The organism is Streptomyces sp. RP5T, from assembly GCF_003933965.1.
In the GTDB taxonomy this organism is placed as follows: Bacteria; Actinomycetota; Actinomycetes; order Streptomycetales; family Streptomycetaceae; genus Streptomyces.
The window spans coordinates 1-16801 of the sequence record NZ_RSAJ01000015.1 but is presented as its reverse complement, the minus strand read 5'-3'; the positions used below and the strand labels follow the sequence as shown (position 1 = coordinate 16801).

The window sequence follows — 16801 nt, the reverse complement described above, 5'->3', positions numbered from 1 at the left end:
GCCCGCCCGCACACCGGGGCCTCCGGGGGTGCCGGGTGGGCGCCGGCCGATGCGCGAAAGGGCGGGACCCGGAGTTCCGGGTCCCGCCCTTTCGCGTCGGCGTGAGCTACGCGGCCAGCTTCGCCAGCGCCGCGTCGATCCGCGCCAGCGTGGTCTCCTTGCCCAGGATCTCCAGGGACTCGAAGAGGGGCAGGCCGACCGTGCGGCCGGTGACGGCCACGCGGACCGGCGCCTGGGCCTTGCCGAGCTTGAGGCCGTGGGCCTCGCCGGCGGCCAGCACGGCCTCCTTGAGGGACTCGGGCGAGGTCCAGTCCGCCGACTCCAGCTTCTCGCGGGCCGTGCGGAGCAGGGCGTCGCTGCCCTCCTTCATCGCCTTGGTCCAGGAGGCCTCGTCGGACACCGGCTCCGGCAGGAACAGGAAGTCGACGTTGTCGGTGATCTCCGACAGGACCTTCAGCCGGGTCTGCGCGTGCGGGGCGATGGCCTGCCACTTCGTGTCGTCGAAGTCCTCCGGCGCCCAGGGGGCGAAGGGGGCCTTCAGCCAGGGGGCGCAGCGCTCCGTGAAGTCCTTCACGTCGAGCAGGCGGATGTGGTCGGCGTTGATCGCCTCGCACTTCTTCAGGTCGAAGCGGGCCGGGTTGGGGTTCACGTCCGCGATGTCGAAGGCCGCGACCAGCTCGTCGGTGGTGAAGATGTCCTTGTCCGCCGAGAGCGACCAGCCGAGCAGGGACAGGTAGTTGAGCAGGCCCTCGGGCAGGAAGCCGCGCTCGCGGTAGAGGTTGAGCGAGGCCTGCGGGTCGCGCTTGGAGAGCTTCTTGTTACCCTCGCCCATCACGTACGGCAGGTGCCCGAAGGCGGGCACGGTCTTCGCGACGCCCAGCTCGATCAGCGCCTTGTACAGGGCGATCTGGCGCGGGGTGGAGGACAGCAGGTCCTCGCCGCGCAGGACGTGCGTGATCTCCATCAGCGCGTCGTCGACCGGGTTCACGAGCGTGTACAGGGGCGCCCCGTTGGCTCGTACGATCCCGTAGTCCGGGACGTTCTCCGGGGTGAAGGTCAGTTCGCCGCGGACCAGGTCGGTGAAGGTGATCGTCTCGTCGGGCATGCGGAAGCGGACGATCGGGGTGCGGCCCTGGGCCTTGTACTCCTCGACCTGCTCGGCGCTCAGGTCGCGGCAGTGGCCGTCGTAGCCGGACGGCCTGCCGGCGGCGCGGGCGGCCTCGCGGCGGGTGTCCAGCTCCTCCTGGGAGCAGTAGCAGTGGTACGCGTGCCCGGCGTCCAGCAGCTTGGCGGCGACGTCCTTGTACAGGTCCATGCGCTGCGACTGGCGGTAGGGCGCGTGCGGGCCGCCGACCTCGGGGCCCTCGTCCCAGTCGAAGCCCAGCCAGCGCATCGAGTCGAGCAGCTGCTGGTACGACTCCTCTGAGTCGCGGGCCGCGTCGGTGTCCTCGATGCGGAAGACCAGGGTGCCCTGGTGGTGCCGGGCGAAGGCCCAGTTGAACAGGGCGGTGCGGACCAGGCCCACGTGGGGGTTACCGGTGGGCGAAGGACAGAAACGTACGCGGACGGGTGCGCTAGCCACGCTTGACAACCTTGTTGGTGAGAGTGCCGATGCCTTCGATGGTGACGGCGACCTCGTCGCCGACGGTGAGCGGCCCGACGCCTGCCGGGGTGCCCGTGAGGATCACGTCGCCGGGGAGCAGCGTCATGGCCTCGGAGATGTTGACGATCAGGTCCTCGATGGAGTGGATCATCTCGCTGGTGCGGCCGAGCTGGCGTTGTTCGCCGTTGACGGTGAGCTGGATCGTCAGGTCGGCGGCCGTCTCCAGGGACAGGTCCGTCTCCACCCAGGGGCCCAGCGGGCAGGAGGTGTCGAAGCCCTTGGCCCGGGCCCACTGCTTCTCGCGCTTCTGGACGTCCCGGGCGGTGATGTCGTTCGCGCAGGTGTAGCCGAAGATCACGTCCTTGACGCGCTCGCGCGGGACCTCGCGGCACATGCGGCCGATGACGACGGCCAGTTCGGCCTCGTGGTGGACGTCCGCGGAGAAGGACGGGTACTGGATCTCGTCGCCGGGACCGATCACCGAGGTGGAGGGCTTGAAGAAGGCGAACGGGACGTCCGGGACGTCGTTGCCGAGTTCCTTCGCGTGGTCGGCGTAGTTGCGGCCGTACGCCACGACCTTGTTGGGGAGCACCGGCGGCAGCAGCCTGACCTTGCTCAGCGGGACCTTCGTACCGGAGAGCTCGAAGTCCGCGAACGGGATGCCCTTGATGATGTCGAGGACGAGCTCGTCCGGCCTGTCGCCCTCGACCGCGCCGAAGGCGACGTTCCCGTCGATGGAGAATCTGGCGATGCGCACGGGATCTGGGCGCCCCTCTACTCGGCCGGCTGGAGTCTGACGCTCCAGGCTAACGCGGGGAGGGGTCGGTGCCTCGCGCGATACGCCCGGGTCACCTGCCGGAAGGGCGGTGATCCGGGCGCGCTACGGTTGCTCGGCCTGGTCGGCCCACCCGGCCTACTTGGCCGCGGAGACCGGGATCTCCATCAGGACCGTGCGACGGGGGTTGGCGGTCTGGGCGGGGAGGTCGAGCGGGTGCTCCTGCTGCTCCGGGGTCTGCAGGGCGTCGGCGTCCTCGAGGTGCGCCAGCGTCGTGCGCCGCGGGTTGGCAATGTTGCGGAACATCATCGTCGTCTTCACGGTTGTACTCGACCTCGGATGTGGTGGTGGGTTGGGCAGTTGGGGCCTTCTTGTAAAGCGTCAGGCTAAACATGCCATTCCCCTCCGAACTCACGAAGACCCCGTGATCTGCGTGTGAGTTTGCTCACTGACCTAGCGGCAAACCGGACAATTCACGGCCGCAACCCACCCTAACGAAACGGACATTGACCCCCTGAAGCCCTCATTCCGCTCCTGATCATGGCGACTGGGACACCAGCCCCCTGGGGGAGACTCGCGGACCTATGTCCGATATGGACGAGAAAGCTTTCCACGCCCCGTGACCCGGCCACCACGAGGTGTCACGTAGGTCACGGTCTGACCCTCATACCTTGTTGGAGATCCTGCACTGTGCTGGAATTCCACGGACCGCCGCGGGATCGAACCGGCGCACAGGGGGCGCAGAGAAGCGCCGAGCGGCGGTGAGAAGGGGGAGCCAGCGCCGGTCACTCACGACCATCCGGGGTGCGTATTCAGGGCGCTCCCCACAACGCCGACACCGTGCTCCGCCGTTCTGCGGAGGAGCGCCTGGTCCAGAGGTTGCGACGCTAGTGCAGGGACGTTTCAAGAGGGATGGCAGCGCTTCGGCCGAGCCGGAGCGGCACGGCGGGACTGGCCCCAATGTCGGCAGTTCCTCCCCCCAGCACGCCCAGAACCCGGGCCCGGCACCGTCGGCCGACGGTGGTTCCGGCCCCGGTCGCCTCGGCACGTCGGCGTCCTCGGGCCCGGACGTCACGCCGACGGTGAAGCCCCCGAAGGGCCCGAGCGGCCCCGGGTCGCGCATAGCCCTGCGCAACTGGCGCATCTCCACGCGCCTGGTGTCGCTGCTCGCGCTCCCCGTCGTGGCGGCCACCTCGCTGGGCGCGCTGCGCATCAACGACTCCATGGACGACATCCAGCAGCTCGACAACATGAAGCTGCTGACGGAGATGACCAAGCAGGCCACCGAGCTGGCGGCCGCCCTCCAGGAGGAGCGCGACCAGTCGGCGGGCCCGCTGGCGCACAACTCCACGGCGAGCAACATCACGGTCAAGGGCTTCCGCAGCAAGACGGACCGGGCCGCGACGAACTTCATCAACGCCGCCGAGGAGATCGACACCTCCAGCAAGGACGGCAACCTCCAGGGTGTCCGCGACAGCCTCGTCGGCCTGGTCCGCGACCTGGACACGCTCAGCAAGATCCGCAGCGACGCCTACGAGACCCAGGGCAACGCGACCCAGACGGTGGAGTCCTACCACCGGCTGATCACCCACCTGCTGGACCTCTCCCAGGACATGGCCGAGGCCACCAGCAACCCGGACATGATCCAGCGCACGCGTGCCCTGGCGGCCTTCTCCTCCGCCAAGGAGTACGCCTCCATCCAGCGCGCGATCCTCGCCGCGGCCCTTCCGGCCAACAAGACGACCGTGGGCAAGCTCACCGAGAACGACCGGCTGTACGCCCAGGGCGCCCTGGAGAGCGAGGAGTCCGAACTCAACAGCTTCCGGAGCATCTACGGCGACGACGGCGCCGAGGAACTCCTCAAGCCCATCGAGGACGGCAGCTCCACCATCGAGGCCGCCGACCAGTACGCCGGCCGTGCCTTCGGCCGCCCGGAGGGTCTGGCCGACCTGGACCGGCGTTCCTACAAGGACTGGGTCGACGACAGCTCGACCAAGATCCTGGAGATGGGCCGCATCGAGCACACGCTGCTCGAGGACATGGAGCAGAAGGCCCGCGAGCTGCGCAGCGCCACCGAGCGCGACGCGATCATCGCCGGTGCGCTGATCCTGATCGTGCTCGGTGTCTCCCTGGTCGGCGCCTTCGTCGTCGCCCGGTCCATGATCCGCTCGCTGCGCCGCCTGCAGGAGACCGCCACCAAGGTCGCCCAGGACCGCCTGCCCGAGCTGGTCAAGCAGCTGTCCGAGTCCGACCCGCAGGACGTCGACACGTCCGTGGAGTCGGTCGGTGTGCACTCCCGGGACGAGATCGGCCGCGTGGCCGCGGCCTTCGACGACGTGCACCGCGAGGCGGTCCGCCTCGCCGCCGAGCAGGCCCTGCTGCGGGGCAACGTCAACGCGATGTTCACCAACCTCTCGCGCCGCTCCCAGGGCCTCATCCAGCGTCAGCTCTCGCTCATCTCCGAGCTGGAGTCCCGGGAGGCCGACCCGGACCAGCTGTCCTCGCTGTTCAAGCTCGACCACCTCGCGACCCGCATGCGCCGTAACGGCGAGAACCTCCTCGTCCTCGCGGGTGAGGAGCCCGGCCGCCGCTGGACCCGTCCGGTCCCGCTGGTCGACGTGCTCCGCGCCGCCGCCTCCGAGGTGGAGCAGTACGAGCGCATCGAGCTGGCCGCCGTGCCGACCACCGAAGTGGCCGGCCGCGTGGTCAACGACCTCGTGCACCTGCTCGCCGAGCTGCTGGAGAACGCGACCTCGTTCTCCTCCCCGCAGACCAAGGTCAAGGTCACCGGTCACGCGCTGCCCGACGGCCGCGTGCTGATCGAGATCCACGACACCGGCATCGGCCTCTCCCCCGAGGACCTCGCGGCGATCAACGAGCGGCTCGCCTCGCCGCCCACCGTGGACGTCTCCGTCTCCCGCCGCATGGGTCTGTTCGTGGTCGGCCGGCTGTCCCAGCGCCACGGCATCCGCATCCAGCTGCGCCCGTCCGACTCCGGTGGTACGACCGCGCTGGTCATGCTGCCCGTCGACGTCGCCCAGGGCGGCAAGAAGCCCCAGCCCAAGCCCGGACAGGGTGCCCCCGGCGCTCCCGCGGCGGCGCAGGCCGCCGCCGGTGTGGCCGCGGCCCGTCGGGGCGGCGGCAACGGCCAGGGCGGCGGCGCTCTCGGCGGTGCGCCCGGTGGTCCCGGCGGTGGCGCCCTCGGCGCCGGCGCCCCCTCGGGCGGACGGCTGAACGCCGGTCAGGGACCGCGGGCCGCGCTGCCCGGCAGTGGTCAGGGCCCCCGCTCCGGTGCGCCGGGCGGACAGCGCGGACCGCAGGGTCCGGGTATGCCTCCGCAGGGCCGGCCCGCTCCGGCGGGTGCCGGCTTCGGCGGCCAGGCGCCGGGTGCCCCGCAGGGTCTGCAGGCCGCGGGCACCAACGGTCCGGGCCAGGACGCCTTCAGCGCTCAGGACGCCTTCGGTGGCCAGGACGCCTTCGGCTCCCGGGGTGCCGTACCTTCGCAGCCGCAGGCCCCGGGCGCGGGCCAGGCCCCCGAGCCGCAGGGCCGGCGCCGTCGGCCGCAGCTGCCGGGCCGCGGTGGTCCCCGGGCCGAGCTGCCCGGCGGCAACCAGCAGCCCCGCACACCGAGCTGGAGCGACGAGAACGCGCAGCCGCCGGTGCCGCGCGCCTCGCTGGACGTCCCGCGCGGCCATGACGAGCAGGACCCCGCCGCCACGTCCCGCATGCCGCGGATCGAGGAGCACCAGGGTCCGGCGAGCACCTCCGAGTTCCCCCGCCCGGACTTCGACGCCCCGCAGAACACCGGCCAGTTCCCGCGGCCGGGATCGAGCGGTCAGCAGCACACCGGTCAGTTCCCGCGGCCGGGCTCCAACGGCCCGCAGGACACGGGCGAGTTCCCGCGTCCCGCCGCCAACGACCCGCAGAACACCGGCCAGTACGTACGCCAGGACGTCTTCGGCACCCCGCCCGGACAGAACGGCGGCCCGCAGACCGGTCAGTTCGCGACCCCGCAGGGCTACGACAACGGCTCCACGGGTCAGTTCGCGATGCCGGGCTACGAGGGCAGCTCCACCGGGCAGCACTCCCTGCCGGGCCGTCAGGACCCCTCGTCCACGGGCCAGTTCGAGCGCCCCCAGGTGAACGGCGCCGACTTCGGCGCCCCGCGGCCGCCCGTGCCGCCGCGTCCGCAGCAGCGGCCGGTCCGCCAGGAGCCCGAGGCGCTGCCGCCCGCGGGTCCCGGGGACGGCCGGACGCCGCTGTACGACACGCTGGAGACCAACTGGTTCCACGGCAGCCAGCAGCAGGGACAGGCGCAGTCGGCCAACGGCAACGGCTCCTCCCCCGCTCAGGCGCCGCGGCAGCAGGCTCCGGCCCCCCAGAGTTCCGCCGCCGCTCCGCAACGGCCCGCGGCTTCCGCGGCCTGGCGCAGCTCGCCGAACGACGACCTCGTCCGGCAGGCGGAGCGCGTCCGGCAGCCGGCCGCGGGCGGTGTCACCACCTCCGGCCTGCCGCGCCGGGTGCCCAGGGCGAACCTCGTCCCGGGTACGGCTCAGCAGCAACAGCACCAAAGCGGTCCTGCTGTCTCGCGTGCGCCTGACGACGTGCGCGGTCGGCTGACCAATCTCCGTCGGGGTATCGCGCAAGGTCGTCAGGTCGGCGGCAACGGCCAGACGGGCAGTTTCCCGAACCCCACTCACCAGCAGGAGCGTTAGTTGAGCCCGATGAGCCAGGCGGCACAGAACCTCAACTGGTTGATCACCAACTTCGTGGACAACACCCCAGGGGTGTCCCACACCGTCGTCGTGTCCGCCGACGGACTCCTTCTGGCGATGTCCGAGGGCTTCCCGCGCGACCGAGCCGACCAGCTTGCGGCCGTCGCGTCCGGGCTGACCTCGCTCACAGCGGGTGCCTCACGGATCTTCGAGGGCGGCAGCGTCGCCCAGACCGTCGTGGAGATGGAGCGGGGATTCCTCTTCCTCATGTCCGTCTCGGACGGCTCGTCGCTCGCGGTGCTCGCCCACCCCGAATGCGACATCGGCCTCGTCGGCTATGAGATGGCACTGCTCGTGGACCGTGCGGGAGCCGTGCTCACGCCCGACCTGCGAGCCGAGCTGCAAGGCAGTCTGCTCCACTGACCCCACCGGATCCACCCGTCTCACCAAATCACCGTCCGGCCGCCACAATCCCCCCACCGGCCTCACCAGACGGCTAGCCAGACCGACTTGCTGTCCCGCCCGGAGGATTCATGACCCCGCCCACCGCCTCTCATGATCCGTACGCGGAGCCGTACGAGGATGAGGGCGACCAGCCGCTGGTACGTCCGTACGCGATGACCGGCGGCCGGACCCGGCCGCGCTACCAGCTCGCCATCGAGGCCCTGATCAGCACGACGGCCGACCCGGCGGCGCTGATGGGGCTGCTCCCCGAGCACCAGCGCATCTGCCATCTGTGCCGTGAGGTGAAGTCGGTCGCCGAGGTCTCGGCACTGCTCGCCATGCCGCTCGGGGTGGCCAGGATCCTCGTCGCGGACCTCGCCGAGGCCGGACTGGTGGCCATCCACCAGCCGGGCGGCGACGAGAACAACGGCGGCGCTCCCGATGTGACGCTGCTCGAAAGGGTGCTCAGTGGACTTCGCAAGCTCTGACGCGGGGCGGGCCACCACCTCCGCGAAGATCGTGGTGGCGGGTGGCTTCGGCGTGGGCAAGACCACGTTCGTCGGCGCGGTCTCCGAGATCAACCCGCTGCGCACCGAGGCCGTGATGACGTCCGCGTCGGCCGGCATCGACGACCTCACCCACACCGGGGACAAGACGACCACCACGGTCGCCATGGACTTCGGCCGTATCACCCTGGACCAGGACCTGATCCTGTACCTCTTCGGTACACCCGGTCAGGACCGCTTCTGGTTCATGTGGGACGACCTCGTCCGCGGCGCCATCGGCGCGGTGGTCCTGGTCGACACCCGGCGCCTGGCCGACTGCTTCCCCGCGGTCGACTACTTCGAGAACAGCGGTCTGCCCTTCGTCGTGGCCCTGAACGGCTTCGACGGGCACCAGCCGTACGCTCCCGAGGAGGTCCGCGAGGCCCTGCAGATCGGGCCGGACGCACCCATCATCACGACGGACGCCCGGCACCGGTCGGACGCCAAGAGCGCCCTGATCACGCTGGTCGAGCACGCGCTGATGGCACGTCTGCGGTAACGCCCCGAAGACATGTCGACCAGCTCCCAAATCAACATCGTCATACGGCAGTTGTCGTAGATGTCCCGGAGCCGGCTGTGGCCTTGGACACGGTCGGCCCCGGTGTTCATAACGTTTCGGCAGAGGAATCGGATGGTACGGCCACGCGTGGTTGCCAAACGGTCTCACTGCGCTCACAACAGCCCCGCCATTTGGCGGGGCTCGCTCTTTATGACCGTTTTATCTGGGGCTTACATCACTCGGAATCCGCGCGTACCACTGTTTGGTGGTGCGCAGGCCGTCGTGCTGGAATGCCTGAACTGCCCAATAGTCAAAGACGTACTCACTAGTCGATGACGCACTGGGCTCTGAGAGACTGCGGCACAACGTAGGTGCCGACCCCTCCGAGAGGTTGTTGGTCGAGTGAGGCGAAGCAAGAACGGTCCCGAGCCGTCGGCCCGGGGCAACTTCACCCCGCCGCCGCGCGGAGCGGCGCCCGCCCCTGTGTCCGGTCCGGAACCGACGCCCGCGGCGACGTCCGGGGGCGGCCGGTTCTCCCCGCGCAACTGGCGGGTGCCCACCCGGCTGAACGCGATCCTGCTCATACCCGTGATCGTCGGCCTCGTCATGGGCGGCTTCCAGGTCAAGAGCTCGATCGACACCTGGCGCGAGGCCGAGGACGCGGAGAACACCGCGCGTCTGGTGCGGGCCTCCCTCAGCTACGCCGACGCCCTCTACAACGAGCGTGACAGCACCGCCGCCCCCCTGCTGAGCGGCGAGGGCCAGAACAACGCCACGGTGGTCGCCGCCCGCAAGAAGACCGACGAGGCCGCCGACGCCTTCAACCAGGCCGCCCAGAACATGCCGCAGAAGGCGGGCCTCAAGCGCCGTCTCCAGCTGTTCCGGGACGGTGAGGGGAACCTCCAGGCACTGCGCGCCGGCGCCTACACCTCCTCCAAGCTCACCGGTGTGAAGACCGAGGAGGGCTACACCCAGGTCGCGCACCCGCTGACGGAGTTCGCCAACGAGCTCGGCCTCGGCACCGGAAACATCACGAGCTACGGCCGTACCGTCTACGCCATCGAGCTCACCAAGGCGGCCCTGTCGCTGCAGCGCTCCATCGGCATGCACCTGCTGCTCAAGCCCGGTCCGGGGCTGAGCAGCTTCGCCAGCCAGAAGGTCGCCCTCTCCTCGTACGCGTACCTGGAGGGCATCGCCGTCGAGGAGTACATCGGCGGCGGCACCGAGGCCGACGCGGCGAAGCTCGACACCGCGAAGAAGCAGATCCAGACGGAGGGCGCGGCGCTGGCCAAGGAGGCCGCCGCCAAGAACCCGAACTACGTCCCGCCGCCGTCCAACCCCGTGGACATGGTCTCCGGCATCGCCCAGCTCCAGTCCATGGACAAGAGCGCCCGTGACGCGCTCGCCAAGGACGGCATCACCGCCGAGAACTGGTGGGCGGTCAACACCCTCAAGTACAACGCGTACCGCCAGATCGAGACCGACCTGGCCGACACCGCGGTGAACGAGGCCGCGAGCATCGCCGACAGCGCCAAGCGGGACGCGTTCATCGTGGGTGCCGCCGTCGTGGTCGCGCTGCTCCTCGCGTTCATCCTGGCCGGCGCGGTCGCCCGGCAGATGTCCCGCTCGATGCGCCAGCTGCGCAACGCCGCCTTCGGCATCGCCGAGCAGCGCCTGCCGATGCTGGTCGACCAGCTCTCGCGCACCGACCCCGGCCGGGTCGACACCCGGGTCGCCCCGATCCCGATCACCACCAAGGACGAGATCGGCGAGGTCGCCCGCGCCTTCGACCAGGTCCACCGCGAGGCGGTCCGGCTCGCCTCCGAGCAGGCCCTGCTGCGGGGCAACATCAACGCGATCTTCACCAACCTGTCCCGGCGCAACCAGTCGCTGATCGAGGGCCAGCTGACCCTGATCACCGACCTGGAGAACAACGAGGCCGACCCGGACCAGCTGGAGAACCTCTTCCGTCTGGACCACCTGGCGACGCGTATGCGCCGCAACGGCGAGAACCTCCTGGTCCTCGCCGGCGAGGAGCCCGGCCGTCGCTGGGACCAGCCGGTCCCGCTCGTCGACGTGCTGCGCGCCGCCTCCTCCGAGGTGGAGCAGTACGAGCGCATCGAGCTGTCCGGCGTCCCGGAGGCCGAGATCCACGGCCGCGCGGTCACCGACCTCGTGCACCTGCTGGCCGAGCTGCTGGAGAACGCCACCACGTTCTCCTCGCCGCAGACCAAGGTCCGCGTCACCGCGACCCGGCTGCCCGACGGCCGCATCATGATCGAGATCCACGACAAGGGCATCGGCCTGACCGCCGAGGACTTCGCGGACATCAACCACAAGCTGGCCAACCCGCCGACCGTGGACGCCGCGATCTCCCAGCGCATGGGCCTGTTCGTGGTCGGCCGGCTGTCCGACCGGCACGGCATCCGGGTCCAGCTGCGCCCCTCGGGCGAGCAGGCCGGCACCACCTCGCTGGTCATGCTGCCCGACGCGATCACTCACGGTGGCGGCGGCGAGCAGCAGCCGGCCGCGGACGAGTTCACCGTCTCGCAGATCATGCCCGAGCAGCAGCACTACCAGGGCGAGGACTTCAACAACGGTCTGCCCATGCGGACGGCCGCGGAGCTCGGCTTCGACGACAGCCGCTACTCCGAGGTCCCGGACGACATACGCGAGCTGGACCCGGTCGGCCGCTCCCTGATGCGTGAGGAGCGCCGCGCGGCGCTGGAGGCCCAGGGCCAGGACGAGCCGCCGGCCCTCCAGGGTCCGGAGCCGTCGTACACCGACGCGTTCGACCACAACGCCCAGCAGCAGACCGGCTACGACAACAGCCGCAACGGCTACCCGGAGCAGCAGCCCGCCGCCTACGACCAGCAGACGTCGTACGAGGAGGCGCAGCAGGCGCCGTACGAGGAGCAGCGGCAGACGGCGTACGAGGAGCCGAACCGTCCGGCGTACGAGGAGCCGTACTTCGCGCAGAACGGCGGCCTGCCGCAGAACGACACGTTCTCGCAGGGCGGCGGCTACCCGGAGCCCTCCTATGCGGAGCCGGTCCAGGAGGAGCCCGCGGCGGTGCCCGCGGCCGCCCCGGAGACCTTCTCGGGCTTCGAGGAGCGCCGCTACCAGGATGACTGGCCGCAGTCGGACGGTTACCGTAACGGCTACCCGGACCAGTACGCTCCGGAAGCGGAATCTGCGCAGGCCGCTGACGTGAGTGAGCGTGAGCGCGTAGGCTTCGACCGTCCGGGGCCGGCCCCCGCCTCCGTGGGTCACGAGCTGACCGACGCCGGGCTCCCCCGCCGTGGCTCCACCGGGAGCGGCGCGAACGGCTCGAACGGCACGCGGAACGCGACCCAGGAGTCGCCGGCCTCAGCGCCGGAGAGCAACGGCGGCGGCGACCTCTGGCGCTCGGCCAACGACGCGCGGTGGCAGCAGGCCTCCCAGCTCCGGAAGCCCAAGGCGGGCGGGGTCACCTCCTCCGGTCTGCCGCGGCGGGTACCCAAGGCCAACCTGGTCGAGGGAGCCGCCGAAGCCACCAACCAGGGAGGCCCACAGGTCTCCCGTGCCCCCGAGGACGTCCGGGGCAGGCTGAGCAACCTGCGCCGCGGTGTCCAGCGGGGCCGCAACGCAGGCAGTGAAACGAACGGCCAGGGCTTCGGCACTGGCAGCACCTACAACCAGGAGCGTTAGTGTGAGCCCGATGAGCCAGGCGGCGCAGAACCTGAACTGGTTGATCACCAACTTCGTGGACAACACCCCGGGGGTGTCCCACACCGTGGTGGTCTCCGCCGACGGACTCCTTCTGGCGATGTCCGAAGGCTTTCCGCGCGACCGAGCCGACCAGCTTGCGGCCGTCGCCTCCGGTCTGACCTCGCTGACCGCGGGTGCCTCGCGCATCTTCGAGGGCGGGAGCGTCAACCAGACCGTTGTGGAGATGGAGCGGGGATTCCTGTTCATCATGTCCATCTCCGACGGTTCGTCGCTCGCGGTTCTCGCACATCCGGAGGCGGACATCGGCCTCATCGGGTACGAGATGGCTCTTCTGGTGGACCGTGCCGGTACGGTCCTCACACCCGATCTGCGTGCGGAGCTCCAGGGCAGCCTGCTCAACTGACAGACAGACGGTGCGTTTTGGCGTCCCGGGGCCGTAAGGTTTCGGGACGCGGCTCCACACAGTGTGATGGGTGCCCGGCACAGTCGGAGGAGGAGAGAAAGTGGCAACACCCCCAGGTGGTTCATCTGGCAATTGGTCGTACGGCCCCGGTCAGGGCCAGAACGACGGTTCCCAGAACCCGAACCGCTACAACTTCCCCTCCACGCCCAGCCATCGGGGTCAGCAGCCGTACGCACCGCAGGGCCCCGGCCCGTCGCCGTACGACCAGCCGCCGGCCCCGCGCATCCAGCCCGTGCAGCCGCAGCGACGCTCCGAGCCGGCGCCCGCCGGGGCCTCGAACAACCCCCTGGTGCGTCCGTACGCCATGACCGGCGGCCGGACTCGCCCCCGCTACCAGCTCGCCATCGAGGCGCTGGTGCACACCACCGCGCAGCCGCACCAGATGCAGGGCCAGTTGCCCGAGCATCAGCGGATCTGCAACCTCTGCCGGGAGATCAAGTCGGTGGCGGAAATCTCCGCGCTCCTGACGATTCCTCTCGGCGTGGCCAGGATCCTCGTCGCCGACTTGGCGGAGGCGGGCCTGGTCGCCATCCATCAGCCCGGCGGCGACGAGAGCGCCGGCGGCCAGCCAGACGTGACACTGCTCGAAAGGGTGCTCAGTGGACTTCGCAAGCTCTAGCGGCGGTCCTTCCCGCTCCACCACCTCGGCGAAGATCGTGGTGGCGGGTGGCTTCGGCGTGGGCAAGACCACGTTCGTCGGGGCCGTTTCGGAGATCAACCCGCTGCGCACAGAGGCCGTGATGACGTCCGCGTCGGCCGGCATCGACGACCTCACCCACACCGGGGACAAGACGACCACCACGGTCGCCATGGACTTCGGCCGTATCACCCTGGACCAGGACCTGATCCTGTACCTCTTCGGTACACCGGGTCAGGACCGCTTCTGGTTCATGTGGGACGACCTGGTCCGCGGCGCCATCGGCGCGATCGTTCTCGTCGACACGAGGCGGCTCGCCGACTGCTTCCCCGCGGTCGACTACTTCGAGAACTCGGGGCTTCCCTTCGTGATCGCCCTGAACGGCTTCGACGGCCAGCAGCCGTACAACCCGGACGAGGTCCGGGAAGCGCTGCAGATCGGGCCGGACACGCCGATCATCACGACGGACGCGCGGCACCGGGCGGACGCGAAGTCCGCTCTCATCACGCTGGTCGAGCACGCGTTGATGGCTCGACTGCGGTAGGTACCCGGCTCTTGCGGCCACTGGGCTGCCACGGACGGTTGTGTGCCGTCTGCGGCAGCCCAGTGGCTTTGTCGCGCAGTTCCCCGCGCCCCTGAAACGCCTTGAGGGCCCCCTCTCCTTCGAGAGGGGGCCCTCAAGCGTCGTACAGGGCTCAGTGCCAGCTGTGCGGGGCGCGGAAGCCGCCCTCGCGCTCCAGGCGGCGCCAGCCGGCCCTGGGGCGGCCTCGGTGGGCCGGGGTCTCGGAGGGCTGAGCCGCGGCGCGAGCCAGCAGGATCGCCGTGATGGCGGCGACTTCCTCGGGCTCGGCGTGGCCCTTCTCGACGCGGATGTCAGGAGTGCTCATAGGTCACAGTCTCCGTGAGAGAGGTTTCCGCGAGGGTGTCGCGGAGGGTCCGCTGGGTTACTGCGGGGGGTTGCCGTGCTTGCGGGAGGGCAGGTCGGCGTGCTTGGACTGGAGCATCGCCAGGGACCGGATGAGGACCTCGCGGGTTTCCGCCGGGTCGATCACGTCGTCCACCAGGCCACGCTCGGCCGCGTAGTACGGGTGCATGAGCTCGGACTTGTACTCCTTGACCATGTGGGCCCGCATGGCCTCGGGGTCCTCGGCCTCCGCGATCTGCCGCCGGAAGATGACGCCCGCGGCACCTTCCGCGCCCATCACGGCGATCTCGTTCGTCGGCCAGGCGTAGGTGAGGTCCGCGCCGATGGACTGGCTGTCCATGACGATGTAGGCGCCTCCGTAGGCCTTGCGCAGGATCAGGGAGATCCTCGGCACGGTGGCGTTGCAGTAGGCGTACAGCAGCTTGGCGCCGTGCCGGATGATGCCGCCGTGCTCCTGGTCGACGCCCGGGAGGAACCCGGGGACGTCCAGGAACGTGACGATCGGGATGTTGAAAGCGTCACACATCTGGACAAAGCGCGCAGCTTTTTCCGATGCCTCGATGTCCAGGACACCGGCGAGCGTCGAGGGCTGGTTGGCCACGATGCCGACCACCTGGCCGTCGAGACGGGCCAGCGCGCAGATGATGTTGCGGGCCCAGCGCTCGTGGACCTCCAGGTAGTCGCCGTCGTCGACGATCTCCTCGATGACCTTGGCCATGTCGTACGGGCGGTTGCCGTCCGCGGGCACCAGGTCCAGGAGCACCTCGCCACGCCGGTCGGCCGCGTCCGAGGACTCCACGCGCGGCGGGTTCTCCCGGTTGTTCTGCGGGAGCATCGACAGCAGGTAGCGCACCTCGGCGAGGCACGTCTCCTCGTCGTCGTAGGCGAAGTGGCAGACGCCGGAGGTCTCGGCGTGCACGTCCGCGCCGCCGAGGCCGTTCTGGGTGATCTCCTCGCCGGTGACCGCCTTGACGACGTCCGGGCCGGTGATGAACATCTGGGACGTCTCACGGACCATGAAGACGAAGTCGGTGAGGGCGGGGCTGTAGGCCGCGCCGCCGGCGCACGGGCCGAGCATCACCGAGATCTGCGGGATGACGCCGGACGCCTTGGTGTTGCGCTGGAAGATGCCGCCGTAGCCCGCGAGGGCACTGACGCCCTCCTGGATACGGGCGCCCGCGCCGTCGTTCAGCGACACCAGGGGCGCCCCGGCCGCGATGGCCATGTCCATGATCTTGTGGATCTTCGTGGCGTGGGCCTCGCCCAGTGCGCCGCCGAAGATGCGGAAGTCGTGGGCGTAGACGAAGACCGTACGGCCCTCCACCGTGCCCCAGCCGGTGATGACACCGTCGGTGTACGGCTTCTTGGCCTCCAGGCCGAAGCCCGTCGCCCGGTGCCGGCGGAGCTGCTCGACCTCCTGGAAGGAGCCCGCGTCGAGGAGCAGCTCGATGCGCTCCCGTGCGGTCAGCTTGCCCTTGGCGTGCTGCGCCTCGGTGGCCTTCTCGCTGGGGCCGGCCAGGGCCGCCGCACGGATCTCGTGCAGCTCGGCCACGCGTCCGCGCGCGTCCGTCGGCTCGCCCGTCGACTCACTCGGCGCCTCATCCAAAACGGTCATGTAGTGACCTTACGAAGACCCGCGAGGAAAGCGAGCCGTCGACTCCTCACAGTCTCCGGCCCGTTTTCCTGGTGCGACCGAACAGAACCCTGGACGCAGGAGGGCGTTCCGACTGCTCAGGGGGCCTGCCCCTTGTAGGGGTCGTACAAAGTCAGGGCGTGAGAGCCACCTCACATCCATGCGAGGCGCATACCGTCCCCGGAGTGACACGCAGGTGCAGCAGACGGCCGGTGGCGAGCACCTCGACCGTGTCGTCGGTCCGTACGACCGAGCGCACGGGCCGGTTCCAGACGATCTCCAGCGGTTCGCCCGAACGGGTTGGCTCGGCGATGTGGAGCGTAGCGGTACGGCCGCGGCGGCGGATCAGCACGCTCGCTCCCGCGGACGCGGTGAGGGGGCCGGCCGTACCGGCCCGCCAGAAGTTCGCGGCGGTCAGGCCGAGGCGGTCGACGTGCACGGCCTGGCAGGCGCTGTCGTTGGCGAGGACCGACAGCCAGTGTCGGTCGGCGGCGCGGGCGGCGACGGTACGGCGGGACGCCCCGGGCATCAGGACGTAGGCGTAGCGGGCGTCCACGGGGTCGGTGCCGTGGTCGAGCCAGAGGGTCTGCCAGCGCCGGGTGCGCCGTTCGGTCGTACTGGAGGTGTTGATGTCGGACCAGGCGCCGGTGCGGTCCTCGCGCAGAGCGTGCAGGCCGTCGGAGACGAGCCAGCCTCCGTGCCCCTCCAGATGGGCCCAGCCCGGCCCCCGGACGAAGGACTGCGTGCCGCCCTCCCCCAGGTTGCGGTTGTCGACGACCGTCTCGACCGGGACGCCGTCGGCGCAGGTGATGCCCGCGCCGAGGCAGATCACCGCGTCCGCGACGCAGAAC

Annotated in this window: 14 protein-coding genes; 8 read left to right on the top strand and 6 right to left on the bottom strand. The window is 70.2% G+C overall.

Annotation, left to right across the window (positions count from 1 at the left end):
• Positions 1 to 106: 106 nt before the first annotated feature.
• The 3 genes from gltX to EHS43_RS03160 form a co-directional block, all read right to left on the bottom strand.
• Entirely contained in the window at positions 107 to 1591 is a 1485-nt protein-coding gene (gltX, locus tag EHS43_RS03170) for a glutamate--tRNA ligase (RefSeq protein WP_125188986.1), read from the bottom strand.
• Positions 1575 to 2360 (bottom strand): fumarylacetoacetate hydrolase family protein, encoded by a 786-nt coding sequence (locus tag EHS43_RS03165; protein WP_125188985.1) that lies wholly within the window; start codon positions 2358 to 2360, stop codon positions 1575 to 1577. Before EHS43_RS03165 ends, gltX begins: the two co-directional genes overlap by 17 nt.
• Before the next feature lie 156 nt (positions 2361 to 2516).
• Positions 2517 to 2699: a hypothetical protein gene (locus EHS43_RS03160; protein WP_125188984.1), complete on the bottom strand. Its 183-nt coding sequence runs from the start codon at positions 2697 to 2699 to the stop codon at positions 2517 to 2519.
• Positions 2700 to 3268: 569 nt separating this feature from the next.
• On the opposite strand from EHS43_RS03160, the gene EHS43_RS03155 reads away from it, so the two are divergent.
• The 8 genes from EHS43_RS03155 (at position 3269) to EHS43_RS03120 (ending at position 13936) form a co-directional block, all read left to right on the top strand.
• Positions 3269 to 7093: a nitrate- and nitrite sensing domain-containing protein gene (locus EHS43_RS03155; RefSeq protein ID WP_125188983.1), complete on the top strand. Its 3825-nt coding sequence runs from the start codon at positions 3269 to 3271 to the stop codon at positions 7091 to 7093.
• 9 nt (positions 7094 to 7102) lie between these two features.
• Complete coding sequence (locus EHS43_RS03150; RefSeq protein WP_003993189.1) at positions 7103 to 7516, top strand: roadblock/LC7 domain-containing protein; 414 nt, start codon at positions 7103 to 7105, stop codon at positions 7514 to 7516.
• A gap of 110 nt (positions 7517 to 7626) precedes the next feature.
• Positions 7627 to 8025, top strand: a complete 399-nt coding sequence (locus EHS43_RS03145) for a DUF742 domain-containing protein (protein WP_003973454.1) — start codon at positions 7627 to 7629, stop codon at positions 8023 to 8025.
• Positions 8006 to 8581 (top strand): ATP/GTP-binding protein, encoded by a 576-nt coding sequence (locus EHS43_RS03140; protein ID WP_007384912.1) that lies wholly within the window; start codon positions 8006 to 8008, stop codon positions 8579 to 8581. Before EHS43_RS03145 ends, EHS43_RS03140 begins: the two co-directional genes overlap by 20 nt.
• A 402-nt stretch (positions 8582 to 8983) precedes the next feature.
• Positions 8984 to 12271 carry a nitrate- and nitrite sensing domain-containing protein gene (locus EHS43_RS03135; protein ID WP_125188982.1) on the top strand — a complete coding sequence of 1096 codons (3288 nt, stop codon included), beginning with the start codon at positions 8984 to 8986 and terminating at the stop codon, positions 12269 to 12271.
• 10 nt (positions 12272 to 12281) lie between these two features.
• Positions 12282 to 12695 carry a roadblock/LC7 domain-containing protein gene (locus EHS43_RS03130; protein ID WP_004983065.1) on the top strand — a complete coding sequence of 138 codons (414 nt, stop codon included), beginning with the start codon at positions 12282 to 12284 and terminating at the stop codon, positions 12693 to 12695.
• Between the two features lie 100 nt (positions 12696 to 12795).
• Positions 12796 to 13374: a DUF742 domain-containing protein gene (locus tag EHS43_RS03125; protein WP_125188981.1), complete on the top strand. Its 579-nt coding sequence runs from the start codon at positions 12796 to 12798 to the stop codon at positions 13372 to 13374.
• A complete protein-coding gene (locus EHS43_RS03120) occupies positions 13355 to 13936 on the top strand; it encodes an ATP/GTP-binding protein (RefSeq protein WP_009314218.1) in 582 nt (193 codons plus the stop codon). Before EHS43_RS03125 ends, EHS43_RS03120 begins: the two co-directional genes overlap by 20 nt.
• A gap of 151 nt (positions 13937 to 14087) precedes the next feature.
• Here the strand turns inward: EHS43_RS03120 and EHS43_RS03115 are convergent, their stop codons facing one another.
• From EHS43_RS03115 to EHS43_RS03105, 3 genes are all read right to left on the bottom strand, one after another.
• Positions 14088 to 14279: an acyl-CoA carboxylase subunit epsilon gene (locus tag EHS43_RS03115; protein WP_037712356.1), complete on the bottom strand. Its 192-nt coding sequence runs from the start codon at positions 14277 to 14279 to the stop codon at positions 14088 to 14090.
• Positions 14280 to 14336: 57 nt separating this feature from the next.
• Positions 14337 to 15932, bottom strand: coding sequence for an acyl-CoA carboxylase subunit beta (locus EHS43_RS03110; protein ID WP_125188980.1), 1596 nt, complete (start codon positions 15930 to 15932; stop codon positions 14337 to 14339).
• A 151-nt stretch (positions 15933 to 16083) separates the two neighbouring features.
• The coding region (locus EHS43_RS03105; protein ID WP_260470365.1) for a polysaccharide lyase family 8 super-sandwich domain-containing protein at positions 16084 to 16801 on the bottom strand (718 nt) is incomplete at its 5' end.

What these genes read in the sequence shown, in the direction of transcription:
- EHS43_RS03130 (WP_004983065.1), top strand. Translation starts at nt 12,282, where the DNA reads ATGAGCCAGGCGGCGCAGAACCTGAACTGGTTGATCACCAACTTCGTG.
- EHS43_RS03145 (WP_003973454.1), top strand. Translation starts at nt 7,627, where the DNA reads ATGACCCCGCCCACCGCCTCTCATGATCCGTACGCGGAGCCGTACGAG.
- EHS43_RS03115 (WP_037712356.1), bottom strand. Translation starts at nt 14,279, where the DNA reads ATGAGCACTCCTGACATCCGCGTCGAGAAGGGCCACGCCGAGCCCGAG.
- EHS43_RS03110 (WP_125188980.1), bottom strand. Translation starts at nt 15,932, where the DNA reads ATGACCGTTTTGGATGAGGCGCCGAGTGAGTCGACGGGCGAGCCGACG.
- EHS43_RS03150 (WP_003993189.1), top strand. Translation starts at nt 7,103, where the DNA reads ATGAGCCAGGCGGCACAGAACCTCAACTGGTTGATCACCAACTTCGTG.